This window comes from Streptomyces sp. NPDC021562 (assembly GCF_040640875.1).
Taxonomy (GTDB): domain Bacteria; phylum Actinomycetota; class Actinomycetes; order Streptomycetales; family Streptomycetaceae; genus Streptomyces.
Map to the genome: position 1 here is coordinate 197,548 of NZ_JBFACN010000001.1, position 24,742 is coordinate 222,289.

Annotated in this window: 22 protein-coding genes; 13 read left to right on the forward strand and 9 right to left on the reverse strand. The window is 73.5% G+C overall.

What is annotated here, in order from left to right; translation table 11 throughout:
• Positions 1-17: 17 nt before the first annotated feature.
• A complete protein-coding gene (locus tag AB0G52_RS00910; protein ID WP_132889150.1) occupies positions 18-1,523 on the forward strand; it encodes a cytochrome P450 in 1,506 nt (501 codons plus the stop codon).
• Positions 1,524-1,542: 19 nt separating this feature from the next.
• On the opposite strand, the gene AB0G52_RS00915 is transcribed toward AB0G52_RS00910, so the two are convergent.
• Both AB0G52_RS00915 and AB0G52_RS00920 read right to left on the reverse strand, forming a co-directional pair.
• Positions 1,543-2,499 carry an RluA family pseudouridine synthase gene (locus AB0G52_RS00915; RefSeq protein WP_132889151.1) on the reverse strand — a complete coding sequence of 319 codons (957 nt, stop codon included), beginning with the start codon at positions 2,497-2,499 and terminating at the stop codon, positions 1,543-1,545.
• Positions 2,500-2,578: 79 nt separating this feature from the next.
• A complete protein-coding gene (locus AB0G52_RS00920; protein ID WP_132889152.1) occupies positions 2,579-4,108 on the reverse strand; it encodes an amino acid permease in 1,530 nt (509 codons plus the stop codon).
• A 255-nt stretch (positions 4,109-4,363) separates the two neighbouring features.
• On the opposite strand from AB0G52_RS00920, the gene AB0G52_RS00925 reads away from it, so the two are divergent.
• The 3 genes from AB0G52_RS00925 to AB0G52_RS00935 all read left to right on the forward strand — a co-directional run bounded on the left by AB0G52_RS00925 (position 4,364) and on the right by AB0G52_RS00935 (position 6,974).
• A complete protein-coding gene (locus tag AB0G52_RS00925; protein ID WP_132889153.1) occupies positions 4,364-5,017 on the forward strand; it encodes a PadR family transcriptional regulator in 654 nt (217 codons plus the stop codon).
• Between the two features lie 173 nt (positions 5,018-5,190).
• Complete coding sequence (locus AB0G52_RS00930; protein ID WP_132889154.1) at positions 5,191-6,201, forward strand: ATP-binding cassette domain-containing protein; 1,011 nt, start codon at positions 5,191-5,193, stop codon at positions 6,199-6,201.
• Positions 6,198-6,974 carry an ABC transporter permease gene (locus AB0G52_RS00935; protein ID WP_361332573.1) on the forward strand — a complete coding sequence of 259 codons (777 nt, stop codon included), beginning with the start codon at positions 6,198-6,200 and terminating at the stop codon, positions 6,972-6,974. Before AB0G52_RS00930 ends, AB0G52_RS00935 begins: the two co-directional genes overlap by 4 nt.
• A 61-nt stretch (positions 6,975-7,035) precedes the next feature.
• On the opposite strand, the gene AB0G52_RS00940 is transcribed toward AB0G52_RS00935, so the two are convergent.
• A complete protein-coding gene (locus AB0G52_RS00940; RefSeq protein WP_132889156.1) occupies positions 7,036-7,881 on the reverse strand; it encodes a siderophore-interacting protein in 846 nt (281 codons plus the stop codon).
• Positions 7,882-8,004: 123 nt separating this feature from the next.
• Positions 8,005-8,934, reverse strand: a complete 930-nt coding sequence (locus AB0G52_RS00945; RefSeq protein ID WP_361332941.1) for a 5'-3' exonuclease — start codon at positions 8,932-8,934, stop codon at positions 8,005-8,007.
• A 533-nt stretch (positions 8,935-9,467) separates the two neighbouring features.
• On the opposite strand from AB0G52_RS00945, the gene AB0G52_RS00950 reads away from it, so the two are divergent.
• Entirely contained in the window at positions 9,468-10,034 is a 567-nt protein-coding gene (locus tag AB0G52_RS00950; protein ID WP_132889158.1) for a helix-turn-helix domain-containing protein, read from the forward strand.
• The gene (locus AB0G52_RS00955) at positions 10,021-10,761 is read left to right on the forward strand and encodes a helical backbone metal receptor (protein ID WP_132889159.1); all 741 of its coding nucleotides are present in this window, start codon (positions 10,021-10,023) and stop codon (positions 10,759-10,761) included. The genes AB0G52_RS00950 and AB0G52_RS00955 overlap by 14 nt, the downstream gene beginning before the upstream one ends.
• On the opposite strand, the gene AB0G52_RS00960 is transcribed toward AB0G52_RS00955, so the two are convergent.
• Complete coding sequence (locus AB0G52_RS00960) at positions 10,673-11,791, reverse strand: TDT family transporter (protein WP_361332576.1); 1,119 nt, start codon at positions 11,789-11,791, stop codon at positions 10,673-10,675. The genes AB0G52_RS00955 and AB0G52_RS00960 overlap by 89 nt on opposite strands.
• Positions 11,792-11,861: 70 nt before the next feature.
• On the opposite strand from AB0G52_RS00960, the gene AB0G52_RS00965 reads away from it, so the two are divergent.
• On the forward strand, positions 11,862-12,782 hold the full coding sequence (locus AB0G52_RS00965; protein ID WP_361332579.1) for a LysR family transcriptional regulator: 921 nt from the start codon (positions 11,862-11,864) through the stop codon (positions 12,780-12,782).
• Between the two features lie 37 nt (positions 12,783-12,819).
• Here the strand turns inward: AB0G52_RS00965 and AB0G52_RS00970 are convergent, their stop codons facing one another.
• Both AB0G52_RS00970 and AB0G52_RS00975 read right to left on the reverse strand, forming a co-directional pair.
• The gene (locus tag AB0G52_RS00970) at positions 12,820-13,509 is read right to left on the reverse strand and encodes a gamma-glutamyl-gamma-aminobutyrate hydrolase family protein (protein ID WP_361332582.1); all 690 of its coding nucleotides are present in this window, start codon (positions 13,507-13,509) and stop codon (positions 12,820-12,822) included.
• Between the two features lie 73 nt (positions 13,510-13,582).
• Positions 13,583-14,317, reverse strand: a complete 735-nt coding sequence (locus AB0G52_RS00975; protein ID WP_132889163.1) for an FCD domain-containing protein — start codon at positions 14,315-14,317, stop codon at positions 13,583-13,585.
• A 108-nt stretch (positions 14,318-14,425) separates the two neighbouring features.
• Between AB0G52_RS00975 and AB0G52_RS00980 the strand changes: the two genes are divergently transcribed.
• Genes AB0G52_RS00980 through AB0G52_RS00990 form a run of 3 tightly spaced genes read left to right on the forward strand, consistent with a single transcriptional unit; the run spans position 14,426 to position 17,978 of the window.
• Entirely contained in the window at positions 14,426-15,784 is a 1,359-nt protein-coding gene (locus tag AB0G52_RS00980; RefSeq protein ID WP_361332585.1) for a glutamine synthetase family protein, read from the forward strand.
• A gap of 8 nt (positions 15,785-15,792) precedes the next feature.
• Positions 15,793-17,190, forward strand: coding sequence for an aldehyde dehydrogenase family protein (locus AB0G52_RS00985; protein WP_361332588.1), 1,398 nt, complete (start codon positions 15,793-15,795; stop codon positions 17,188-17,190).
• A complete protein-coding gene (locus AB0G52_RS00990; protein WP_132889166.1) occupies positions 17,187-17,978 on the forward strand; it encodes a 3-oxoacyl-ACP reductase in 792 nt (263 codons plus the stop codon). The genes AB0G52_RS00985 and AB0G52_RS00990 overlap by 4 nt, the downstream gene beginning before the upstream one ends.
• A gap of 48 nt (positions 17,979-18,026) precedes the next feature.
• Here the strand turns inward: AB0G52_RS00990 and AB0G52_RS00995 are convergent, their stop codons facing one another.
• Positions 18,027-19,229, reverse strand: coding sequence for an amino acid deaminase/aldolase (locus AB0G52_RS00995; RefSeq protein WP_361332591.1), 1,203 nt, complete (start codon positions 19,227-19,229; stop codon positions 18,027-18,029).
• Between the two features lie 1,612 nt (positions 19,230-20,841).
• Between AB0G52_RS00995 and AB0G52_RS01000 the strand changes: the two genes are divergently transcribed.
• Both AB0G52_RS01000 and mycP read left to right on the forward strand, forming a co-directional pair.
• Complete coding sequence (locus AB0G52_RS01000; RefSeq protein WP_361332594.1) at positions 20,842-21,594, forward strand: hypothetical protein; 753 nt, start codon at positions 20,842-20,844, stop codon at positions 21,592-21,594.
• Positions 21,591-22,763, forward strand: coding sequence for a type VII secretion-associated serine protease mycosin (mycP, locus tag AB0G52_RS01005; protein ID WP_361332597.1), 1,173 nt, complete (start codon positions 21,591-21,593; stop codon positions 22,761-22,763). The genes AB0G52_RS01000 and mycP overlap by 4 nt, the downstream gene beginning before the upstream one ends.
• A gap of 102 nt (positions 22,764-22,865) precedes the next feature.
• On the opposite strand, the gene AB0G52_RS01010 is transcribed toward mycP, so the two are convergent.
• The gene (locus AB0G52_RS01010; RefSeq protein ID WP_361332600.1) at positions 22,866-23,858 is read right to left on the reverse strand and encodes a serine hydrolase; all 993 of its coding nucleotides are present in this window, start codon (positions 23,856-23,858) and stop codon (positions 22,866-22,868) included.
• Positions 23,859-24,008: 150 nt separating this feature from the next.
• Here AB0G52_RS01010 and AB0G52_RS01015 point away from each other — a divergent pair, with 150 nt between their 5' ends.
• Entirely contained in the window at positions 24,009-24,740 is a 732-nt protein-coding gene (locus AB0G52_RS01015) for an SseB family protein (RefSeq protein WP_361332603.1), read from the forward strand.
• Positions 24,741-24,742: the final 2 nt, after the last annotated feature.

Below are 24,742 nucleotides of genomic sequence, written 5' to 3' on the forward strand. Positions count from 1 at the left end.
CTTCCGGAGCGATCACTGTGACGCCAGAATCCCCCCGACCCGCCGCCCCCGGCACGGACCCGGCGCCGCCCCCCGGCTGCCCGGCGCACGACCGCGGCCCCGCCCACGACCGCGGCCCCGGCGGACTGCAGCGGCTCTTCGGCGCCGACGCGGACCACCTGGGCGAGATCTACGAGACGCTGCGCCGGGAACACGGCGCCGTGGCACCCGTGCTCCTGCACGACGACGTACCGATCTGGGTGGTCCTCGGGCTCACCGAGAACCTCCAGATGGTCCGCACCCCCGCCGTCTTCACCCGGGACAGCCGCATCTGGACCCCGCTGCGCGAGGGCATGGTCAAGCCCGACCACCCCCTGATGCCCCACATCGCCTGGCAGCCCATCTGCTCCCACGCCGAGGGCGACGAACACCAGCGCCTGCGTGCGGCGGTCCAGGGCGCCATGACCACCATCGACCACCGCAGCATCCGCCGCCTCATCGGCCGTTACACCCAGCTGCTGGTCAACGAGTTCTGCGAGAAGGGCCACGCCGAACTGGTCTCCCAGTACTCCGAGCACCTGCCGATGGCGGTCATGTGCGAACTGCTCGGCATGCCCGAGGAGTACAACGACCGGATCGTGGAGGCCGCCCGCGACATGCTCAAGGGCACCGAGACCGCGATCGCCAGCAACGAGTACGTCATGGGCTGCCTGACCCGGCTCACCGCCCGCCGCCGGGCGCGCGCGGAGGAGGACTTCACCAGCCACCTCATCAACCACCCGGCCCGGCTCAACGACGACGAGGTCGCCCAGCACCTGCGGGTCGTCCTCATCGCCGCCTACGAGACCACCGCCAACCTCATCGCCAACGCGCTACGCATGGTCCTCACCGAGCCCGGCTTCCGGGCCCAGCTCAACGGCGGCCAGATGACGGTGCCCGAGGCGATCGAGCAGTCCCTGTGGGACGAGCCCCCCTTCAGCACGGTCTTCGCCTACTTCGCCAAGCAGGACACGGAGCTCGGCGGGCAGCGCATCCGCAAGGGCGACGGGCTCCTCTACGCGCCCGCGCCGGGCAACGTCGACCCGCGCGTCCGCCCCGACCTCGGCGCCAACATGCAGGGCAACCGCTCCCACCTCGCCTTCGGCGGCGGTCCCCACGAATGCCCAGGCCAGGACATCGGCCGTGCCATCGCCGACGTCGGGGTCGACCAGCTGCTGACCCGCCTCTCGGACATCCAGCTCGACTGCGACGAGGAGGACCTGCGCTGGCGGGCGTCGATCGCGTCCCGGCACCTGGTGGAACTGCCGGTGCGCTTCGACCCGAAGCCGAAGCAGGACGTCACCCTCATGCCGAGCCCGGCCCTGGTGCCGCCGCAGCGCACCGACTGGCAGCTCGGCATCGCCCGGCCGGCCGCGGCCCCGGCGCCGCTCGCCCCGGAGCCGGTCGCACCCCCGGTGGCGCCCCCGGCCGTGGACGCGCCGGAGCCGGCGCCCGAGCCGCGCGGCATCTGGCCGCGGCTGCGCCGTTGGTGGCTGGGCCGCTAGGGAGATTTCGGCGACGGAGCTAGCCGACCCGGCGGCCGGTCCAGTCCTGGTACGACTCCCAGGCGGCCAGCTTCCGTCCGCTGCACAGCCGGTGCGCCACCCTCGTGACCGGGTCGGTGAACTCCAGCCTCCGCGCCAGCAGTTGCAGTGGACGGCTGAAGTCGCCGTCCGGCACGGGGCCGGTGACGACCGGGTACAGCGGATCGCCGAGGATGGGCACGCCCAAGCTGTTCATGTGGACCCGCAGCTGATGGGTCTGTCCGGTGTGCGGGGTGAGCCGGTACCGGCCCCACTCTCCCCTGTGGTCGACGAGTTCCACCAGGGTCTCGGCATTGACCGGCCCGTCGACCTCCCGGGCCGCGAGCACCCCGCGGTCCTTCACGATCCGGCTCCGTACGGTCCGGGGCAGGGCCAGCGAGGGATCGTACGGCGCGACGGCCTCGTACTCCTTGCGTACCCGCCGCTCCCTGAACAACGACTGGTAGGCGCCCCGATCCCCGGGCCGCACGACGAACATCACCAGCCCGGCGGTGAGCCGGTCCAGCCGATGGGCCGCTCCCAGCCCGGGAATCCCCAGCTCCCGCCGCAGCCGGGCGAGCGCGGTCTCCGTGACGTGACGGCCACGCGGCGTGGTGGCGAGGAAGTGCGGTTTGTCGACGACGACGAGGTGCTCGTCGCGGTGGACGACGTCGAGGGCGAAGGGGACGGGGACCTCGGGGGGCAGGTCGCGGTGGAACCAGAGGTGGAGACCGGGCGTGTAGGGGGTCCGGGCGCCGACGGGGCGTCCGTCGACGTCCACGACCAGCCCCGACTCCAGCATGCCGGCGACGTGGCCGGGGGCGGCTCCGGAGAGGCGCTCGATCAGGTAGTCGCCGACCGTGGCCCACTCCTCGGACCGCGGCAGCCGCACCCGGACGGCGTCGACCCCGTGCCGCTGGGGGAGGGGGGAAGGCGGGGCAGCGGTCTTGCGTCTCATTTGCAGCAAGGGTACGGGTGGCGCCCCGGCGGGGGCACGGGGACTGCGCGCCCGGCCCCGTGCACCCGTACCCGGCCGACTACGCCACCGCCTCCGGCACGGCGACCGCACGTCGCGACTCGGCCCGCGCGAGCCGCCAGGCACCGCCCACCACCACGGTCCCGGTCAGGAACAGCACCGTGAACCACCGGAAGTACCAGTGGCCCCCGGCCGGGTCGTACACCGCGCCCCGGGGCCACGCCAGGTTCACCGCCATCGCCAGCCCCCACACCAGCGCCACCGCGTTCACCGGCACCCCCCACCGTCCCAGCGAGAACAACGGCGCCCCGGTCTCGTCCGCCCCCTCGGCCCGGAACTCCCCGCGCAGCCGCCGCACCAGCAGCGGCCCGGTGACCATCGCGTACGCGAGGTACAGCAGCACGATGCACGTCGTCCCGATCGCGAGGAACGCGTCCGGCGAGGCGAAGTTGAGCAGCAGCAGGACGGCGGCCAGCACCCCCACCACGACGGCCGGTGCCCCCGGCATGCCGGTACGGGGATTCACCCGGGCCAGCCGCGCGGCGAACGGGAGCTGCCCGTCCCGGGCCATGGAGAACAACATCCGCGAGGCCGCGGTCTGGATCGCCAGCGTCGCCACCGCTATCGCCACCACCACGTCGGCCAGCAGCACCCGCCCGACACCGTCCCCGAGGCTGCTGGTCAGGACGTAGCTCAGCCCGTCGACGCCCAGGTGCCCGTCGGTCAGGCTGGGCGCGGCCAGCAGGCCGCCGAGGATGACCAGGCCGCCGAGCAGGCCCGCGGCGGACAGCGCGGTGAGGATCGTGCGCGGCGCCGTCCGCCGCGGGTGGTGCGTCTCCTCGCTCATCTCGCCGGCGCTGTCGAACCCGATCATCACGTAGGCGGCCGTGAACGAACCGACCAGCAAGGCGCCGAGCAGACCACCCTCGGCGGCCGTCCCGGTGTGGAAGGTGATGCCGGGGGAGCGCCGGGAGTGGGTGAGCAGCAGGACGACGATCAGCACCGCGCCGATGATCTCGGCGGTCACTCCGACCCGGTTGATCAGGGACATCACCCGGTTGTCCAGGATGTTCACCAGGGTGGTCAGCACCAGCAGGACCACGCCCAGGACGGCCGCGTTGGCGGCGCCGTCGGGTGAGGTCGGCGTGGGGTCGGTGCCGATCAGCTGGAAGCCGGACCAGAGCGCGGGCAGCACCATCTGCAGGGCGAGCGCGGCCGCCGCGACCACCACGATCTGTCCGATCACCATGATCCAGCCGGCGAACCAGCCGAAGGACGGGTTCGACAGACGCGAGGACCACTGGTAGATCGCACCGGAGAGGGGGTAGCGCCCGGCGAGCTCGGCGAAGCAGGCGGCCACCAGCAGCTGGCCGACCAGGACGGCGGGCCAGGCCCAGAAGAAGACCGGGCCGCCGAAGGCGTACCCGAAGGCGAAGAACTGGAAGACGGTCGTCAGTACGGAGATGAAGGAGAACCCGGCGGCGAAGGAGGCGTACCTGCCGAGGCTGCGGTGCAGCTCCTGGCGGTAGCCGAACTCCTCCAGGGAGTGGTCGGCGGTGGTGTTCAGCGAGCGGTCGTCGGTCGTCGTCACGGCGGTACCTGCCTGTCAGGCGGACTTCCTGTCGAGCGACAGAAATTAGGGACGAGCTGTTTCGGCCGCGTCACACCGGCGTGTCCGGGGCGGGCCCAAGTCCTCACGCCCTTGCGTGGGGCGCCCAGACGCGATACATCGTGTGTATTGACGGCCTGCCGGAGTCGCGATATGTTCGGTGGCGGATATTCCGGGCACGGATATTCAGCAAGGTTGTTCCGTGGGTCCGGCGCCGAGAAAAAGGGGTGAGGGTCGATGGCCGCCAAGCGCCGCAAGCTGTCCAATCCCCTGGCGCTCGCCGTGATGGTGCTGCTCGTCGAGCGGCCCATGCACCCGTACGAGATCGCCCAGACCCTGCGCAGTCGCGGCAAGGACGCCAGTCTGAAGATCAACTACGGCTCGCTCTACACCGTGGTGCAGAACCTGGAGAAACACGGCTTCGTCGAGGTGACGGACGTGGAGCGGCAGGGCAACCGCCCCGAGCGCACGCTCTACGGCATCACCGACGCGGGGCGCGCGGAGACGGTCGAGTGGCTCTCGGACCTGGTCGCCGTGCCGGTCAAGGAGTACCCCGTGTTCGAGGCGGCGCTGTCGCTGCTGGGGGCGCTCCCGCCCGACGAGGTGGCCCGGCTGCTCGAGGAGCGGCTGAAAGTCCTCGACGTGCAGGCCGCGAGCGCGCGCGGGGGCCTGGACAAGCTGCGTGAGACCCTGCCGCGGCTCTTCGTGATCGAGGCCGAGTACCAGGTGCACATGGTGGAGGCGGAGGCCGAGTGGGTGCGCGGCTTCCTGGTGGAGCTGACGGAGGGCAGCTTCCCGGGCGTCGTCGACTGGCGGCACTTCCACGAGACGGGGGAGATCCCCGACGAATACCTCAGGCTGGAGGCCGAATTCGAGCAGAAGCCGAACTGACGGAGCAGACCCCGGCTGAGCTGTTGCAGCAGCCCGGCCGGGGTCTCGAACCCCGAACCGAACCCGCCGTGCGGCGGCTCCGGGCCATCGAGGTGCGGCACACCCAGGATAGCCCGGTGCTCATCGTGCGGATCACTCGTGAAGTCCCACGAATCCTCAGGAGAGCAGTCGACATGAGCACCCGTGCGCCCGCAGTGCAGGCGCGCCAGTTGATCAAGACCTACCCCGGTGACGTCACCGCCCTGAACGGCCTGGACGTCACCGTCGAACCCGGCACCGTCTTCGGGCTCCTCGGGCCCAACGGCGCAGGCAAGTCCACCACCGTCAAGATCCTCACCACCCTGGCCCGCCCCGACTCGGGCACCGCCACCGTGGCCGGCCACGACGTGCTGCGCCACCCCGACCGGGTGCGCCGTGCGATCGGTGTGGTCGCGCAGAACTCCGGCGCCGACCCGGTCGCCACCGGCCGGGAGAACCTGGCTCTCCAGGGCAGGCTCTACGGCCTGCGCGGCGCCGCCCTCGACCGCCGGGTCGACGAACTGCTGGCCCGCTTCAGCCTCACGGAGGCCGCCGGCCGCCCGGTCAAGGGCTACTCCGGAGGCATGCGGCGCCGTCTCGACGTGGCCCTCGGCCTGGTCCACCGCCCCGAGGTGCTCTTCCTCGACGAGCCCACCACCGGCCTCGACCCGGAGGCCCGCACCGCCATGTGGGACGAGATCGGCCGGCTGGCCGGTGAGGAGGGCCTGACGATCCTGCTCACCACGCACTATCTGGAGGAGGCCGACCGGCTCGCCGAGCGGATCGCGATCGTCGACCGCGGCCGGGTCGTGGTCGAGGGCACCCCCGACTCCCTCAAGGGCGAACTGCGGGGCGACGCCGTGCACGTGGAACTGCGCGAGGCGCCCGGGGAGGCGGGCCGCACCCTGCTCGCGACCGCGCTGACCGGTCTTCCTGGCGTGCACGAGGCACTGTTCGACGGACGCCGGATCGGCGCGCGCGCCGACGACGGGGCCGCCGCCATGCCCGCGCTGCTCGCCGCGCTGGAGCGGGCCGGGGTGACCGTGGTGGCCGCGACGGTCGCCCGGCCGTCTCTGGACGACGTCTATCTGCGCTACGCGGGCCGCCGGTACGCGGAGGCCGACGGTGCCCTCGACGCGCTCGCCCCGACCGGAGGTGCCCGATGAGCAACGCCGTCTCCCAGACCTGGTGCATGGCGCAGCGCCAACTGCTGGTCTTCGCCCGCCAGCCCGCGTACGCGGTCATCACCCTGATCCAGCCCGTGATCTGGCTGTTCCTGTTCGGCAACCTCTTCAAGAAGGTCGTCGAGCTGGGCGGCTTCGGGACCACCTCCTACCTCGACTACCTGGTGCCGGGCGTCGTGGTGATGAGCGCGCTCAGCTCCAACATGTGGGCCGGAATGGGGACGTTGGAGGAGATCCAGCGCGGCACCCTGAACCGCTTCCTGACCACCCCGGTCAGCAGGGCCGCGCTGATGAACGGCAACGTGGTGAACAACGGCCTGGTCACCGCCGGCCAGTCAGTGATCATCGTGCTGCTCGGGCTGCTGGGCGGCGCCGACTACCCGGGCGGGGTCGCGGGGATCGTGGTCCTGGTGGTGGCCGCCGTGCTGCTCGGCACCGTCTTCGGCGCACTGTCCAACGCGCTCGGCATGCTGGTGCGCGAGCGGGAGTCGATCATCGGGATCAACACCTTCCTGCTTCTCCCGCTGACCTTCCTGTCCAGCGCGTTCATGGCGCCGTCCCAGATGCCCGGCTGGATACGGCACATCGCCGACTTCAACCCCCTCGACTGGGCCATGGTGGCCGGCCGTTCGGCGATGTCGGCGGACCCGGACTGGGGTGCGGTGTGCGGCCGGGGCGGGGCGCTGCTGGCACTCGCGGTCGCGGCGGTCTGGCTGTCGATCAGGACGTTCAGGTCCTACCAGCGGTCCGTGTGACGGTGTCCGGTGGGGCGCGCCGCCCGGCTTCCGGGTGACGGCGCCCCACCAGGGTTGCTGCTCAGGCCGCGGCCGCGCCGCCCTCCTGCTCCGCCTCGATACGGGCGTTCCAGTCACGCTTGGAGGCCTGCCAGCCGTCCTCGTTGTGGCCGAGGCGCCAGTAGCCGGAGATCGACAGGTCGTCGCGCGGGATCTGGTGTTCGACCCTCAGCAGGGCCCGCAGTTCCTTCACGAAGCCGGCCTCGCCGTGGACGAAGGCGTGCACCCGCCCTTCCGGGAACTCCAGCGCCCGTACGGCGGCGACCAGGGCCTCACCGACCGGCCGCTCGCCCCGGTGCAGCCAGACGACCTCCACGTCCGAGTCGATCTTCTGCTCCTCCTCGGGGCCGGACACCTCGACGAAGGCGAAGGCCCGGGCGCCGGCGGGCAGGGACTCCAGGGAGCGGGCGATCGCGGGCAGCGCGCTCTCGTCGCCGGCCAGCAGATGCCAGTCGGCGTCCGCGGCGGGGGCGTAGGCGCCGCCGGGGCCCATGAAGCGCACGGTCTCGCCGGGCTGTACCCGGCAGGCCCAGGGCCCGGCCAGACCCTCGTCGCCGTGCACGACGAAGTCCAGGGTGAGCTCCCGGAGTTCGGGATTCCAGGAGCGCACCGTGTAGGTACGGGTCACCGGCCACTGCTCCCGCGGGTACTCCGCGCGGATCTGCTCCAGGTCGAAGGGCTCCGGGTAGGTGACGCCCTCAGGTCCGAAGAGGAGTTTGACGTAGTGGTCGGTGCAGGTGTCCGCGGCGAAGCCGGCCAGTCCCTCGCCGCCGAGGACCACGCGCTGCATGTGCGGGGTCAGTCGCTCGGTACGCACGACCTGGGCGGATTGCGGCTTGCGCGGCTTACGTCCCGGGCGCTCTGCCATGACCGGCCTCCTGCTCCAATGGTTAGGGTTACCTAAGTTAGCATCTCTTTCCTGATCGACGCCGCTTCCATGAACACGTGGGGCACGTGTTTTACCGGTGTTTTGCCGGGAAAATTCTCCGCCTCACGCTTCCAGCGTCGTCAGCAGGCGATTCAGTGAACCGCCCAGACCCCAGCGGGTCGCCAGGGTGGCCAACTGCCCCGGGTCGCGTGGGGCCTTCGGCAGGGTGGTGTCGACCTCCGGCAACGGCACGTCACCGGCGACCCGGACCACCTTCGGTGCCACCGCGACATAGGGCCGCGCCTCGTCCAGCCGCTTGCGCTGCGACGGCGTGAGCTTCGCCTTCGGATCGTCGACCGCCGCCATGATCCCGGCCAGGTCGCCGAACTGGGCGATCAGCTTGGCCGCGGTCTTCTCGCCGATGCCCGGCACGCCCGGCAGACCGTCGCTCGGGTCACCGCGCAGCAGCGCCAGATCCGCGTACCCCGGTCCGTCCACCCCATACTTCTCACGCAGCCACGCCTCGTCGGTGGTCTGCAGGGTGCCGACACCCTTGAGCGGATACAGCACGCGCACCTCCCGCTCGTCGTCCACCAGCTGGTAGAGGTCGCGGTCGCCGGTGACGATGTCGACCGGGCCGTCGGCGCGTGCGGTGAACGTGCCGATCACGTCGTCCGCCTCGTAGCCGGCGACGCCGACCCGGGCGATGCCGAGCGCGTCCAGGACCTCCTCGATGACCGGAACCTGAGGGGAGAGGGTGTCCGGTACCTCTTCCTCGTCCGGGCCGGACTCGTGCTCCTCGGCGACCCGGTGCGCCTTGTAGGAGGGGATCAGGTCCACCCGCCACTGCGGCCGCCAGTCGGCGTCCATGCAGGCCACCAGCCGGTCCGGACGGTGGTCCCTGACCAGCCGGTCGATGAAGTCCAGCAGTCCGCGCACGGCGTTCACCGGGGTGCCGTCCGGTGCCTTCACGGAGTCCGGGACGCCGAAGTAGGCGCGGAAGTAGAGCGAGGCGGTGTCGAGAAGCATCAGTCGTGCGGTCACGCCACGCATCATGCCGTACCCCGCCGACACCACCGGGGCGCGTCGACCGGCCCGCGCCCGCGTCCGTATCCACACCCGTGTCCACGCCCGCGAAAAGGATCCGGCCAACCACGCAGCGCTACAGCACTGCCCAGGCCTCGCCCTGCGCGGCCGGCGCCGGGAACATCGCCGATCGCTCCCGCATTGAACCTCAGGGGCCTCCCCGCGGCCGTACCCGCCGTCCGGCCCGCCCGCCACCGGCCGCAGCGGGCCCCTCGCGGCCGGTCCTGCCGGGCCGCTCGCCGGTCCCGCCGGGTGTCCGCCCCTCCTGGTCAGCGGGTTCGTCCCGCCGGGGCGGGCCGCGCCCGGCGCGCCCCGGCGACCGCGCGCACTGGCGCGAACTGTGAGGGTGGTACCGAACGGACGTGACAGGGATGTGGCGCCCGCCTGAAACGGTTTGCCGAACATGCGTAGGGTGCAGAGAACCCCTCGGGAGGGGCCGGCCGAAGCCGGGTGACCCGGAACCGGAAGACGGACGACGAGCGAAGGAGGGAGCCGGAGCGATGGGCGACCACAAGGAGCAGCCCGTGCGGGTGGGCGCGGCAGTCCGGCGGCGCCGCCGAGCGCTGGAGCTCACCCTCGCCGTCGTGGCCGAGCGCAGCGGCCTGTCGGTGCCCTTCCTGAGCCAGATCGAGAACGACAGGGCCCGGCCCAGCCGCACCTCCCTGGAGAAGGTCGCCGACGCCCTGCGCACCACGGCCGTCGAACTCCTCGCCGCGGCCGACCCGGCGTGCAGCGTGGACCTCGTACGCGCCGACACCGCCGAGCCGGACTTCGCACCCAGGGTGCGTTCGCTGGTCCGCGGCCACCATCAGCTGCACGCCTCCGAGTTCACCGGCGACCACGACGCCGGCCGTGAATTCCAGCACCGCAACGACGAGTTGATGTACGTCGCCGACGGCGCGGTGGAGATCGAGGCGGAGGGCCGCGCCTACCGCCTCGGCCGCGGCGACACCCTCTACCTCACCGGCGGAGTCCGCCACCGGTGGCGCGCCACGGTCCCCGACACCAGGGTCGTCGTCGTCGCGGTGGCCGAACACATCGAGGCGGTCCAGGATCGCTCGCGCTGACGTTCCCCGAACGGTCTGCCTGGTCCCCTCCCTCACCGAGGCGATCGCCGAGACCGACCGGCGGGTGCTCGTCGGCGCCACCGACTGGTGCACCCACCCGGCGGACCTCGACGTGCGCCGTGTCGGCGGCACCAAGAACCCCGCCCTCGACCGCGTCCTGGCCCTCGCGCCCGACCTGGTGATCGCCAACGAGGAGGAGAACCGCGCCCCCGACCTGGACGCCCTGCGCACCGCGGGCGTGGAGGTGCTGGTCACCAGGGTGCGTGACGTACCGGAGGCCTTCCGGGAGCTGCCCCGGGTCCTGGCCGCGTGCGGGGTGCGCGACCGTCCCCGCTGGCTGGACGAGGCGGAGGCGGCCTGGGCCGGGCCGCCGCCCGCGGGACCGGCCGCGACGACCGCGGTCGTGCCGATCTGGCGGCGCCCGTGGATGGTCCTCGGCCGGGACACCTTCGCCGGTGACGTGCTGGCGCGGCTGGGCGTGCGGAACCTCTTCGCGGCCCACCCCGAGCGGTACCCGCGCGTCCCGGTCCCCGACCTGGTCGCCGCCTCCCCGGACCTGGTCGTCCTCCCCGACGAGCCCTACCGCTTCACCGCCGACGACGGGCCGGAGGCCTTCGGCGGGCTGCCCTGCGCGCTGGTCAGCGGCCGGCACCTGACGTGGTACGGCCCGTCACTGGCGACGGCGCCACGGGTGCTGGGCGAGGCCCTGCGAGCAGCTCGCCGCTGAACAGCCCGCGCACGGTGCCGCAGGCGGCCGCGAGCCAGCCGGCGACGAGGACGCCGTACAGACCCGCCGCGAGCCAGTCGTACACGGCGAGCCCGGTGTGCCGGCCCAGGGCGGCGGCGCCGGTGACACACGTGCCCACCGGGAAGGTGAAGGTCCACCACGTCATGGCGAACCGCATGCCCCGCCGCCGGGCCCGCACCAGATGGGCGACGGCGAGTGCCAGCCACAGCAGCGCGAACCCCATGACGGGCACGCCGTACACCACGGCGAGCACGCCGAAGCCGGTGGCGACGGGGGCGGGCACGACTCCGGGCGCGAGGTCCGCGAAGGCGCCCACCGCGGTGGTCGACTGCCCGAGCGGGCCCAGCACCAGGAAGAGCGCCGGGGTGAGCGGGAGGGGCAGCGGACCGCCGGTCACCAGCCGGGCGAAGACCAGGGACAGCATCAGCAGGGTGGCCAGCAGACTCAGCCCGAACAGCGCGAAGCAGCCGTAGAGCAGGGTCGCGCGCGGCTGTCCGGGCGGCAGGTACGGGACCAGCCGGGGCCCCAGCGCCGCCGACACCATCGGTGCGACCAGCGGCAGCAGCCACACCGGCGAGGCCTGCCCCGGTTCGACCCGGTGCCGTACGGCCATGAGGTAGGGGACGGCGACGGCCGCCGCGAGCCCGACCGCCGTCCCGGCGACGAACAGCACGCAGTCCAGTACGACGGCCGCCGGTTCGCCGATCCAGTCCCGGCCGAGGGCGAGGGCGCCGCCGCCGACGGCGAGCAGGGCCATGGACAGGCAGCCGTAGAACGGGGCCATGGCGGGGTCCTGGAGGTGGGCGCGCGCCTGGTCGCCGTGGCGGGTCCAGTGCAGGGCGCGGGCGGCCAGCAGGACCACCAGTTGCAGCAGGGACAACGCCCAGATGCCGACGAACAGCGCACGCGAGCCGCCGGTGGTGAGCGTGCCGCCGCCGACGGCGAGGGCGGCGGTGCCCATCACGGAGGCGTACCAGTGGGGGCCCAGATGGCGGACTGCGGTGACCATGGGACCACGCTCCCGCCGACCCGGGGCCACCACCAGGGACCCCGTCCCTATGAGGGCATAAGCTGGCCTTATGAGTGAGACGGAGGAACGGACGGGCGGCGGCACGCTGGCGCACCGGGTGCCGGACCTCGGCGCGCTGGAGCTGCTGCTGGCGGTGGCGCGGCTGGGCAGCCTGGGGGCGGCGGCGCGGGAGGTCGGCATCAGCCAGCCCGCGGCCAGCAGCCGGATCCGCTCCATGGAACGGCAGCTGGGCGTGGCGCTCGTCGACCGCTCACCGCGCGGTTCCCGGCTCACGGACGCGGGGGCGCTGGTGACCGACTGGGCGCGCCGGGTGGTGGAGGCGGCCGAGGCGTTCGACGCGGGGGCGCAGGCGCTGCGGGACCGCCGGGACTCACGGCTGCGGGTCGCGGCGAGCATGACGATCGCCGAGTACCTGCTGCCGGGCTGGCTGCTCGCGCTGCGCGCCCAGCGTCCCGACACGGCGGTGTCCCTGCTCGCGGGCAACTCGGCGACGGTCGCGGAGCGGCTGCTCGCGGGCGAGGCGGACCTGGGGTTCGTGGAGGGGCTGACGGTCCCGCAGGGCCTGGACTCGACGGTGATAGCCCACGACCGTCTGATCGTCGTGGTCGCGCCCGCCCATCCCTGGGCCCGCCGCAGGCGCCCGCTGGCCGCGGCGGAACTGGCGGCGACCCCGCTGATCCTCCGCGAACGCGGTTCCGGCACCCGGCAGGTCCTCGACGCGGCCCTGGGCGGCCTGGCCCGTCCGCTGATCGAGCTGTCCTCGACGACGGCGGTGAAGGCGTCGGCGGTCAGCGGCGCGGGCCCGGCGGTCCTGAGCGAGCTCGCGGTGGGCGAGGAACTGGCGATGCGGCGGCTGATGGGCGTCCCGGTGGAGGGAGTGGCGCTGCGCCGCGACCTGCGGGCGGTATGGCCGACGGGGCACCGCCCGACGGGCCCCGCACGAGAACTCCTCTCCCTCACCCGCGGCTGACCCACGCCGGTCCGGCATCCGCCGCGCAAGTGCCGGCTCAGGACGCGGCTGTGACCAGGGCCTGCATCACGCGCAGGTCCTCACCCATCTCCGGGTGCCACTGCACCCCGAGGACCCAGCCCCGTCCGGCGGGCAGCTCGATCGCCTCGGTCGTGCCGTCGTCCGTCGCGTGGGCCGAGGCCACGAGGCCCGCCCCGAGGCGGTCCACCGCCTGGTGGTGGAAGGTGGGGACCGAGGTCTCCTCCGGGACGGCCGCGGCGTACAGCGTGCCGGGGACCGGCTTGACCGGGTGCCGGCCGAAGACGCCGGGTGTCCGCGCGTGGCCGTCGATGTGCTGGACGAGGGTGCCGCCGAGGGCGACGTTCAGGAGCTGCATGCCCCGGCAGATACCGAGCAGCGGGACCCGCGTCGTCAGGGCCGCGTCGATCAGGGCCAGTTCCCAGGCGTCCCGCGGGCGGTCGGGGCGGCCGGTGCGGGGGCCGGGCTCGGCACCGTAGCGGACCGGTTCGACGTCCGGGCCGCCCGCGATCACCAGGCCGTCCAGCCGGGCCACCACCGCCGCCGCGTGCTCGGGGGCGTCCGGGGGCAGCATCGCCGCCAGCCCGCCCGCCCGCTGGACCAGGCGCGGATAGCCGGCCGGCAGCAGGGCCGCCTCCAGCTCCCAGACGCCCCACCGCGTGCCGGCCTCCAGATATGTGCTCACGCCGATCAGCGGCCGTCCGGACATGGGCCCCTCCCGAGTCGTAAAGGTTTACGCACGCACCTTTATGTGCACACCTTTATGACATGCCGGCCGGGCCTCACGCCAGGAAACCCCGCAGCAGCGCCGCCGTCCCCGCGCAGTGCTCCCGCATCATCTCCCGGGCGCCGTCGGCGTCCCCGTCCAGCACCGCCTCCACGAGGGCGATGTGCTGGCGCTGCGAGTGCTCCAGGTTGCGGACCAGCAGCGGGATGCAGTCCAGCAGGTCGTTGACGGTCGCCCGGACCGCCGCGTACTGGGCGGTCAGGGACGGCGAGCCGCACAGCTCGGCGATCGTCAGGTGCAGCAGCGTGTCCAGGCGGCGGTAGTCCGCGAGGGGCGCCTCATGGGTACGGGCCAGGGCCTCCCGGAGACGGTGCGCCTGGTCGGCGGGCAGACCGTGCGACGCGCACAGCCCGGCCGCGCCCACCTCCAGCACCTCGCGGAACCGCAGCACGTCCTCGATGTCGACCTCGGCGACCCGGCGCCGCAGTTCGTCCTCGCCGCCCGCGTCCGCGCGCGGCAGGACGAACGTCCCGCCGTACCGTCCCCGGCGGGACTCCACCAGGCCCTGGTCCTGGAGCACCTTCAGCACCTCGCGCAGCGTCACCCGGCTGATGCCGAGGCGCTCCGCCAGCTCCCGCTCGGCGGGCAGCCGTTCGCCGCCCGGGACCAGTCCGAGACGAACGACCTGGAGGATCTGCTCCAGCGCCTCCTCGAAGCCGTTGCCCGCCCGCACCGGCCGCAGCACCGGCGTCAACGGGTCGTCGAGGGCGCCGTCCGCGTCCGGCGACATAGGGCCGTACCCCCTTCCCAAGCAATGGTTCGCACCCATACCTTAGAGCTCCCGGACCGGCCGCAGCAGTGCAGCACCGTCGTGACAGACGCCGAAGGAGCACCCCCCGTGGCAGACCGCACACCCCCGCTGAGCGTCGAGGAACTGCACACACTCGTCGCGGGCGGTGAGATCGACACTGTCGTCCTGGCCTTCCCCGACATGCAAGGGCGACTGCAGGGAAAGCGGTTCGCCGCCCGGTTCTTCCTCGACGAGGTCCTCCACCACGGCACCGAGGGCTGCAACTACCTCCTCGCCGTCGACACCGAGATGAACACCGTCGACGGCTACGCCATGTCCTCCTGGGACCGCGGCTACGGCGACTTCGCCATGCACCCGGACCTCGCCACCCTCCGCCGCGTGCCCTGGAACGCGGGCACCGCGATGCTCGTCGCCGACCTCGCCTGGAACGACGGCTCCCCGGTCGCCGCCGCCCCCCGCCAGATCCTCCGCCGCCAGCTGGAGCGCCTCGCCGAACTCGGCTACACCGCACAGGTCGGTACGGAGCTGGAGTTCATCGTGTTCAAGGACACCTACGAGGCCGCCTGGGACGCGAACTACCGCGGGCTGACCCCGGCCAACCAGTACAACATCGACTACTCGGTGCTGGGGACCGGCAGGATCGAGCCGCTGCTGCGCCGCATCCGCAACGAGATGGCGGGGGCCGGGCTGACCGTCGAGTCCGCCAAGGGCGAGTGCAACCCCGGCCAGCACGAGATCGCCTTCCGCTACGACGAGGCCCTGGTCACCTGCGACCAGCACGCCGTCTACAAGACCGGTGCCAAGGAGATCGCCGCCCAGGAGGGCGTCTCCCTCACCTTCATGGCCAAGTACAACGAGCGTGAGGGCAACTCCTGCCACATCCACCTGTCGCTGACGGACGCGGACGGCCGCAACGTGTTCGCCGACGGGCAGGGCATGTCCCAGGTGATGCGGCACTTCCTCGCCGGACAGCTGGCCGCCCTCCGCGACTTCTCACTCCTCTACGCCCCCAACATCAACAGCTACAAGCGGTTCCAGCCGGGCTCCTTCGCCCCGACGGCGGTCGCCTGGGGCCACGACAACCGCACCTGCGCCCTCAGGGTCGTCGGCCACGGCCGCTCACTGCGCTTCGAGAACCGGCTGCCCGGCGGCGACGTCAACCCGCACCTCGCCGTCGCGGGACTGGTCGCGGCCGGGCTCCACGGCATCGAGCAGGAACTCGAACTCCCCGAGCCCTGCCCCGGCAACGCCTACGCCGCCGACTTCGCCCACGTCCCCACCACCCTCCGCGAGGCCGCCGAACTCTGGGAGAACAGCCCTGTCGCCAAGGCCGCCTTCGGCGACGAGGTCGTCGCGCACTACCGCAACATGGCCCGCGTCGAACTGGAGGCCTTCGACGCCGCGGTGACCGACTGGGAGCTGCGCCGCTCCTTCGAACGCATGTGAGGCACCACTTGTCGCAACCGTACGCATCGTCGCAACAGTACGAACTCGACGTCCTCAACCCGGCCACCGAGGAGGTGATCGCCACCGTCCCGGGAGCCGCGGCGGAGGACATCGACACCGCCGTACGGCGGGCCGCGCGGGCCCAGGAGCGCTGGGCCGCGCTCGCCCCCGGCGAACGGGCCCGGCTGCTGCGCCGGTTCGCCGCCGTGGTGGACGAACACCGCGAGGAACTGGCCCGGCTGGAGGTCCGGGAGGCCGGCCACACCCTCGGCAACGCCCGCTGGGAGGCCGGCAACGTCCGTGACCTGCTCGACTACGCGGCCGGGGGAGTGGAACGGCTGACCGGACGGCAGATCCCGGTCGCGGGCGGCCTCGACGTCACGCTGCTCGAACCCCTGGGGGTCGTCGGCGTCATCGCCCCCTGGAACTTCCCCCTGCCCATCGCGGCCTGGGGCACCGCCCCGGCCCTCGCCGCCGGCAACGCGGTGCTCCTCAAGCCCGCCGAGACCACCCCGCTCACCGCCCTCCGCCTCGCCGAACTCGCCCTGGCGGCAGGGCTCCCGGAAGACCTCTTCCAGGTGCTCCCCGGCCGCGGCGACATCGCGGGCGAGGCCCTGGTCCGCCACCCCGGCGTCGCCAAGATCGTGTTCACCGGTTCCACCCTGGTCGGCAGGCGCATCATGGCGCTCTGTGCCGACCAGGTGAAGCGCGTCACCCTCGAACTCGGCGGCAAGAGCCCCAACATCGTCTTCGCCGACGCCGACATCGAGGCCGCCGCGGCCGCCGCCCCGATGTCCTTCCTGGACAATTCCGGGCAGGACTGCTGTGCCCGCACCCGCATCCTCGTCCAACGGTCCGTCCACGACCGCTTCCTGGCCCTGCTCGCCCCCGCGATCGAGTCCGTCACCGTGGGCGACCCGGCGGACGAGGGGACCGACATGGGCCCGCTGATCTCCAAGGCCCAGTTGGAACGCGTCCGTTCCTACGTCGACGCGGACGCGCCGGGCATCCGGGGCGAGACCCCCGAGGGCCCCGGCTTCTGGTTCCCGCCGACCGTCCTCACCGGCGTCGACCCGCACGCGCGGGTGGCCGTCGAGGAGGTCTTCGGACCGGTCGCCGTCGTCATCCCGTTCGACGACGAGGCCGACGCGATCCGGCTCGCCAACGACACCGAGTACGGCCTCTCCGGATCGATCTGGACCCGGGACGTGGGCCGCGCGCTGCGCGTCTCGGCAGCCGTCAAGGCCGGCAACCTGTCCGTCAACTCCCACTCCAGCGTCCGCTACTGGACCCCCTTCGGCGGCTTCAAGCAGTCGGGGATCGGCCGCGAACTCGGCCCGGACGCGCTCACCGCCTTCACCGAGACCAAGAACGTCTTCATCAGCACGGAGGGCCCCGCACAGTGACCGCATCCACCGAAGAGATCGTCTGCCGCCGGCTCGTCGGCCGTACCGCCGTCATCACCGGCGCGGGCAGCGGCATCGGCCTCGCCACCGCCCGGCGGCTGGCCTCCGAGGGCGCCCACGTCGTCTGCGGCGACGTCGACGAGACCCGCGGCAAGGCCGCGGCCGAGGAGGTCGGCGGAACCTTCGTGAAGGTCGACGTCACCGACCCCGAACAGGTCGAGGCCCTGTTCCGGACGGCCTACGAGACGTACGGCAGCGTCGACATCGCCTTCAACAACGCCGGGATCTCACCACCCGACGACGACTCCATCCTGGAGACCGGGCTGGAGGCCTGGAAGCGCGTCCAGGAGGTCAACCTCACCTCCGTCTACCTCTGCTGCAAGGCCGCCATCCCCTACATGCGGCGGCAGGGCAAGGGCTCCATCATCAACACGGCGTCCTTCGTGGCCCGGATGGGCGCGGCCACCTCGCAGATCTCGTACACCGCCTCCAAGGGCGGGGTGCTGGCCATGTCCCGTGAGCTGGGCGTGCAGTTCGCCCGCGAGGGCATCCGCGTCAACGCCCTGTGCCCCGGACCGGTCAACACCCCGCTGCTGCAGGAGCTGTTCGCCAAGGACCCTGAGCGGGCCGCCCGCCGGCTGGTGCACATCCCCGTGGGCCGGTTCGCCGAGGCCGAGGAGATCGCCGCCGCCGTCGCCTTCCTGGCGAGCGACGACTCCTCGTTCGTCAACGCCAGCGACTTCCTGGTGGACGGCGGGATCTCCGGGGCGTACGTCACGCCCCTCTAGGCGTCCGGGGGCCGGGCCGGGCCGGGTGCGGGCCGCCCGGCCCCAAGGTCAGAGGAAGGTGTGGCCCTCGCCCCGGTACGTCGGTACGGTCGCCGTCACCCGGTCGCCCTCGACCAGCTGCAACGCGGCGAACCGCTCGCACAGCTCGCCCGCCTTGGCATGCCGGAACCACACCTTGTCGCCGATCAGGAGATCGTCCGCCGCGGCGCCCAGCAACGGGGTCTGCACCTCGCCGGGGCCCTCCTGCGGGTCGTACGACAGTCCCTCCGGCAGGTACGGCACCGGGAGCCGGTCGCGGCCGGCGACGCCCGAGGCCGGGTAGCCACCGCCGAGCACGGTGACCACGCCGACCCCGGGCCGCCGCACCACCGGCATGGCGAACAGCGCGGCCGGACGGCCGGTGAACGACGTGTAGTTGTCGAAGAGGCGCGGCACGTACAGGCCGGAACCCGCCGCGATCTCGGTGACCGCCTCCTCCGCCGCCGTGTACTGCACGCTGCCCGTGCCGCCGCCGTTGACGAACTCCAGGTCAGGAGCGACGGCCCGGACCGCACGCACCACCGCGGCGCGCCGCTCCGCCAGCTCGCGGCGGGCGGTGGCCTGCATCAGCCGCACCGCGCGGGACCGCAGCGGCCGGCCGGCGACGGAGTCGCCGACCCCGGCGATGTGCCCCTCGTACCCCATGATCCCCACCAGCCTGAAGCCCGGCCTGCGGGCCACGGCCCGCGCGAGGTCGGCGAGCTGGGCGGGGGAGTGCAGCGGCGAGCGGCGGGCCCCGATCCGCACCCGGCCGCCCAGCAGCTTCAGCGAGGTGTCCAACTCCAGGCAGACCCGCACGACTTCGGTGCCGCCGTCGCGGGCCGTGTCGATCAGGTCGAGCTGGGCGGGGTCGTCGATCATCACCGTCACGGCGGCGGCGAGCTTGGGGTCGGCGGCCAGCTCGGCGAACCCGGTCCGGTCGGCGGACGGGTAGGCGAGCAGGACGTCGTCGAAGCCGGACCGCGCGAGCCACAGCGACTCCGCGAGCGTGAAGGACATGATCCCGGCGAACCCGTCCTTGGCCAGCACCCGTTCCAGCAGGTGCCGGCAGCGCACGGACTTGCTCGCCACCCGTACCGGCTTGCCGCCGGCCCGGCGCAGGATGTCGTCCGCGTTGGCGTCGAAGGCTTCCAGGTCGACGATCGCGAGAGGGGCGTCGAGGTGGGCGGTGGCCCGGTCGTAACGGGCCCTGTCGGCGGCGCGCGCAGTCATGAACGAAGCCTGCCAGACAGGATTACCGCAGGGTAGGGGGACGATCCGGGCAGATGCCCCGGGGGCGTGGACTGGTTCCCGTTCGCGCTCGTGCAACCCGTAGAGTGACGCGCACGTACGGCGGAACCGGCCTGGTCGCCCGGCCCGCGCCGGGATGCGGAGCCGCGGGCAGGGGTAGGTCTGCCCGGGGTGGACTCTGCGCGCCGGGGAGCGGGACGGCCCGTACGAGAAGGTGGCCCGGGTACGAGGAGACGGGGGGCGCATGAGCAGGGAAGCGCAGCACGCCCCGATCCCGCGACAGCCCTCGCCCGGGGATCCCGCGCCCGCCGCCGACGGTGACGCGGGGCGGGGGGACGGGCCGGGTTTCTTCGAGCGCCCCGACCGGGTGAATGGGTCGCGCCGGTCGGACGTATTCACCGGTGGGGCCGAGCGGACCGGGCAGGACCAGCTGCCGGGTCGGTCCGGTGGACAGCAGAGTCGTGATGACGGGACCAGTCGGGGGGGTGCGGTGGGGCAGGGCGAGCAGGGCGCGGGGGACCGGCCGGCCGACGGCTCTTCCAGCACCGAGCGCATCACCCGCCCCCGCTCCCCCAACCTCCGCCCGCCCCGCCCCACGTCCCCGGAGGACGCCTGGGGCGCCGGAGCCGGCCGGAACGTGCCGTCCTCGTCCTTCGGGGCCGAGGGTGGGCGTGGCGTGCGTTCGACGTCCTCCGGTCGCGAAACCGATGCCCGCGGGGCCGTAGCGCCGGTGCCGGGCGGCCGGGAGGCGGGGCGTGACGTGCCGTCCGGGCCTGCCGGGCAGGAGCCTGCAGGGCGGGACGCCGGGAGGGGTGCGCGGGGTGCGCCGTTCCGGTTGTCCTACGCGGCGCCGCCGTCGGGTGAGGCGCCCCGAGGCTCCGCCGCGCGGGCCGAGCGGCCCCGCACTGACGTCCCGACCCCCCTCGGCGCGCCGGTGTCGGGCAGCGCCTGGAGCCCCCACATGCGGACGTTCCCGGTGCCCACGGCCCCGCCCCGCCCCACCACACCCCCCAAGACCCCGCCCCCGCCGACCGACACCCCACCCCGCCCGTCCGAGCCCCCGGTAACGGGCAACGCGTCGCGTTCCGCAGCCGCCCCACCCCGCCCGACGCCCCCTCCGTCCCCGGGCTCCGCCCCGGCACCTGTCACCCCGCCCCGCCCGTCCGGGCCCCCGACGACCGGCAACGCGTCGCGTTCCGCGGGCGCCCCTGCGCGTTCGGCGCCCCCTCCGTCCTCCGGCTCCGCCCCGGCGACGGGCACCCCGCCCCGCCCCTCCGAGCCTCCGGCGGTCAAGGCTGCGGGAGCCGCCCCTTCCGGCGCGGCCTCGCGCTCGCGCGTGGCGCGGTCCGCTGTCGTCGATGACCCGTCGGGTCCGGCGGCCGGCGTGCCGGGCGGTGCGCCGCCCCGCCCGGCGGCGCCCCCGGTGCCGCCCGCCGGTTCCGGCGACCCGGGCGCGCCGCCCGGCCCGATGCCGGACCCCGCCATGTCCTGGACCGCCTCCGCGGGAACTCCCGGCAGGGACCGCCCTGTTGTCACGTTCGGTGAGCCCGAGGGATACGACGAGCGTGGGCGGGGGCTGTCGTTGGTCGGTCGCGTGGCCCCCCGCACCGCCGCTGCCGCCGCCTGCATGGTCCTCGGCCTCGGCCTCATCGGCGGCGCCGTGACCGGCAGTTGGATCGTCGACGACGGCGGTGACGTGACCGCCGCCGGCACCTACAGCGCCGCCGCCGACCTGTGGCACAACGTCCCCGTCGACGAACTGTTCCCGCCCACCGTGCTCGGCACCGGCGCCGGCCCCGGCGGAGCCGACCGCACCTGGACCCGGATCGGCGTCGCCCCGGCCACCGGCTGCACCGACGCCTTCGACCCGCTGCTGCGCAAGGTGCTCGCCCCCGTCGGCTGCCGGCGCCTGATCCGCGCCACCTACACCGACGCCACCCAGAGCTACGTGACCACCGTAGGCCTCCTCTTCACCAGGGCCGACCCGGCCGCCATGACCGCCCTCGCCACCCGCTTCGCGGACGAGCGCCTGGACCGCCGGACCGACCTGATGCCCCTCCCGTACGCCGCGAAGGGCACCGCGGCCGAGCGGTTCGGCCCGCACCAGCGCGCCTCCTGGACGGTCTCCGTGCTCACCGACTCCCCGGTCGTCGCCTACGCCGTCTCCGGCTGGGCCGACGGCCGTACCGTCGACACCCCGCAGCCCGCCGCCGACGCGGAGGCGTCCGGCGCCACCACGGCCGTGGCCCAGGCCGGCCTCGGCAACGAGGCCCAGGGCCTGGCCGACCGCATCGAACGGCGTCTGCGCCAGAACATCGCAGGCCCGGCAACGGAGAAACCCTCATGAAGCGCCGCGCGACCGGAGCCGCGCTGAGCCTGCTGTGCGCCGGTTCGCTCGCCCTGCTGCCGTCCACGACCGCGTACGCGGACAGCATCCGCGCCCAGCAGTGGGGCCTGTCCGCCCTGCACCTCGACGAGGCCTGGCAGACCACCAAGGGCCGGGGCGTCACCGTCGCCGTCCTGGACACCGGCGTCGAGGCCGACCACCCGGATCTCGTCGGCAACGTCCTGCCCGCCAAGGACATGATCGGCTTCGGCGCCCGGCAGGGCCAACGCGACTGGGCCCGGCACGGCACCGCCATGGCCGGGATCATCGCCGGTCACGGCCATGGCGTCGGCAACGGCGACGGCGTGATGGGCGTGGCGCCCGAGGCCAGGATCCTGCCCGTCCGGGTGATCCTCGAAGACGGCGACAGCGCCCGCGGCAAGGCCCGTTCCACCCGCGGCGACGCCCTCGCCGAGGGCATCCGCTGGGCCGCCGACCACGGCGCCGACGTCATCAACCTGTCCCTCGGCGACGACTCCGACTCCGCGCACCCCGAGCCCAGCGAGGACGAGGCCATCCAGTACGCCCTGAAGAAGGACGTCGTGGTCGTCGCCTCGGCGGGCAACGGCGGTGACAAGGGCGACCACATCTCGTACCCGGCGGCCTATCCCGGTGTCATCGCGGCCACCGCTGTGGACAAGTTCGGCACCCGTGCCTCCTTCTCCACCCGCCGCTGGTACGCCACGGTGAGCGCGCCCGGCGACGACATCGTCATCGCGGACCCGGACCACAAGTACTACGAGGGCTGGGGCACCAGCGCCGCCTCCGCCTTCGTCTCGGGCGCCGTGGCCCTGATCAAGGCCGCCCACCCCGGACTCACCCCCGCGCAGATCAAGAAGCTCGTGGAGGACACCGCCCGCGACGCCCCGGCGGGCGGCCGGGACGACTCCCGGGGCTTCGGCATGATCGACCCGGTGGCCGCCATCAAGGCGGCGGGCAGGCTCAGGACGCAGGACCTGACGGCAGCCTCGTACGGGAAGAAGTACTTCGGTCCGGGCCCTGACCCGCAGCAGGACACGGCGAGCGCCAGCGACTGGGCGGCCCCCCTGGCAGGCGGCACGGGCGGTGTCCTCCTGGTGGCCGCGGTCGTCCTGTGGCGAGGCCGCCGCCGGTCGCTCGAAACACCCTGATCCTCGAAGCACCCGAGGGCAGGCGCCCCGCCGGGGGCGCGGGGAACTGCGCGACGAGCCCCCACGTGGCCGCGGCCGCCACAGAACCCGTGGTGCCTCCCGCTACGGCGAAGCCGAAGCGGACGCCGACGAATCGGCTCCGGTGAAGGAACTCACCGCCGCCCTGGCAGCCGCCTCCACGAGCGAGATCCCCTTCGCCTGGCTCACGGTCCCCTTCGACAGCACGGCCACCAGGTAGTCCGTCCCGCCCACCGTCACCCGCCCGATGCTGTTGACGTCCCACAGCCCCGTCGTGCTCCGCGCCAGCCACCCGTTCTTCAGCGCGAACGCGGAACCGTCCGCCACGGCGGAAACCCCCCACCGCTGGTCGGACTCGACCGTCCCCATCAGACCCCGGACATAGGCCCGCGAGGCCTCGCTCAGCTGCGAATCGTCCCCGAACACCTGCCGGAGCAGGGTGAGTTGGTCCGCCGCCGTGGTCTGGGTCAGCCCCCACAGCGCCCCCTCGCCCCCCTCGGTCGAGGTCAGCCCGAACCGCTTGTTCGCGGCGTCGAGCCCCTCCGCCCTGCCGATGGTGTCCCACAGCTCGGACGCCGACGCGTTGTCGCTGTTCTCGATCATCTTCGTGGCGTACGCCCGCTCCGTCGCCGTCAGCCGCCGCCCCGCGTCCTGCGCCTGCAGCAGCAGCGTCGCCAGGATGTCGACCTTGACGATGCTCGCGGTGTCGAAGGCCGCGTCGCCGTGGACCGCGCTGTCACCGGTGTCCAGGTCGAGCACCGCCGCCGCCACCTGCGCACCCGGCGGCACGCTCACCGTCGCCATCGCCGAACCCAGCAGGGCATCCCGGTCCACGGCCGGCTCCGTCACGGGCTCCACCGTCGCCTTCCCGTGCGCCGAGGCCGAGGGGGAGGGCGACGGCGACGCAGCCGAGGATACGGCGTCCTCCCGGGTGTGCGCCTTCACGTACACGGTGCCCGCCGCGGTCGCGCCGAGGACGGCGACCACGGCGAGGGAGACGGGGAGAAGGGCCCGGCGCCGTGGCCGGGCGCGGCGCCGGCCGCGGCGGGCACCGGAAGTGGCTCTGGGGGACTCCATGCCCGTGATGCTCGGGGTGGGGACTGTGCGCGCCGTTTGCCGGACGTTAGAGGAAGGTCAGGGAATTCTGAGATTCCTGTGAAAGCGGTGTCGGCCCGGTTTCGGGGGCCGCACAACCGCAGCAGCATCCCCCCGATAGGGTCGGGGACCGTGGCGAACAAGAACATTCCCGACTCCGGCTACTCCGACGACGACGGCTCCGCCGACCCCCGGCTGACCGCCGCGCTGGCCGCCTGGGCCGAGGACCGCACGGCGGTGGGCCCCGTCCTGGAGGCGTTGCGGGGCGCCCGGCTGCTGGTTCCCGTCGTCGCCGTGCTCGGCGAGGTCGAGGAGGACGAGAACGGGCTGCGCCGCGAGAAGACCAGCGACATGGCGGTGCCGACCCTGAAGGCCGGCGGCCGCACCGCCCTGCCCGCCTTCACCTCCACCGCGTCGCTGGCCCGCTGGGACCCGGCGGCCCGGCCCGTGGCCGTACCCCTGCACCAGGCGTTGCAGGCCGCCGCGCACGAGAAGGCGGACACCGTGGTGCTGGACCTGTCGGGACCGGTGCCGTTCGAGCTGACGGGCGCCGCGCTGCTCGCCCTCGCGGAGGGGCGCACGACGGCCGATCCTCTCACCGACCCCCGGGTGCTGGAGGCCGTCCGCACGGCGGTGGCCGCCGAGCCCGCCGTGCTCCGCGCCCACCTCGGTCCCGGACAGGCGGACGGCGTCCTGGCCCTCGTCCTCGACCCGGCCGTGCCGCCCGCGGCCGCCGCGCGCTCCGTCGCCGAGCGGCTCGCCGCCGACGAGACACTGCGGGCCCGCCTGGTGCGCGGCCTCGACCTGGCACTCCTGCCGGCCGGCACCACACCTCCGGGCGAGCCCCTGTACGTGCGGGACTGAGC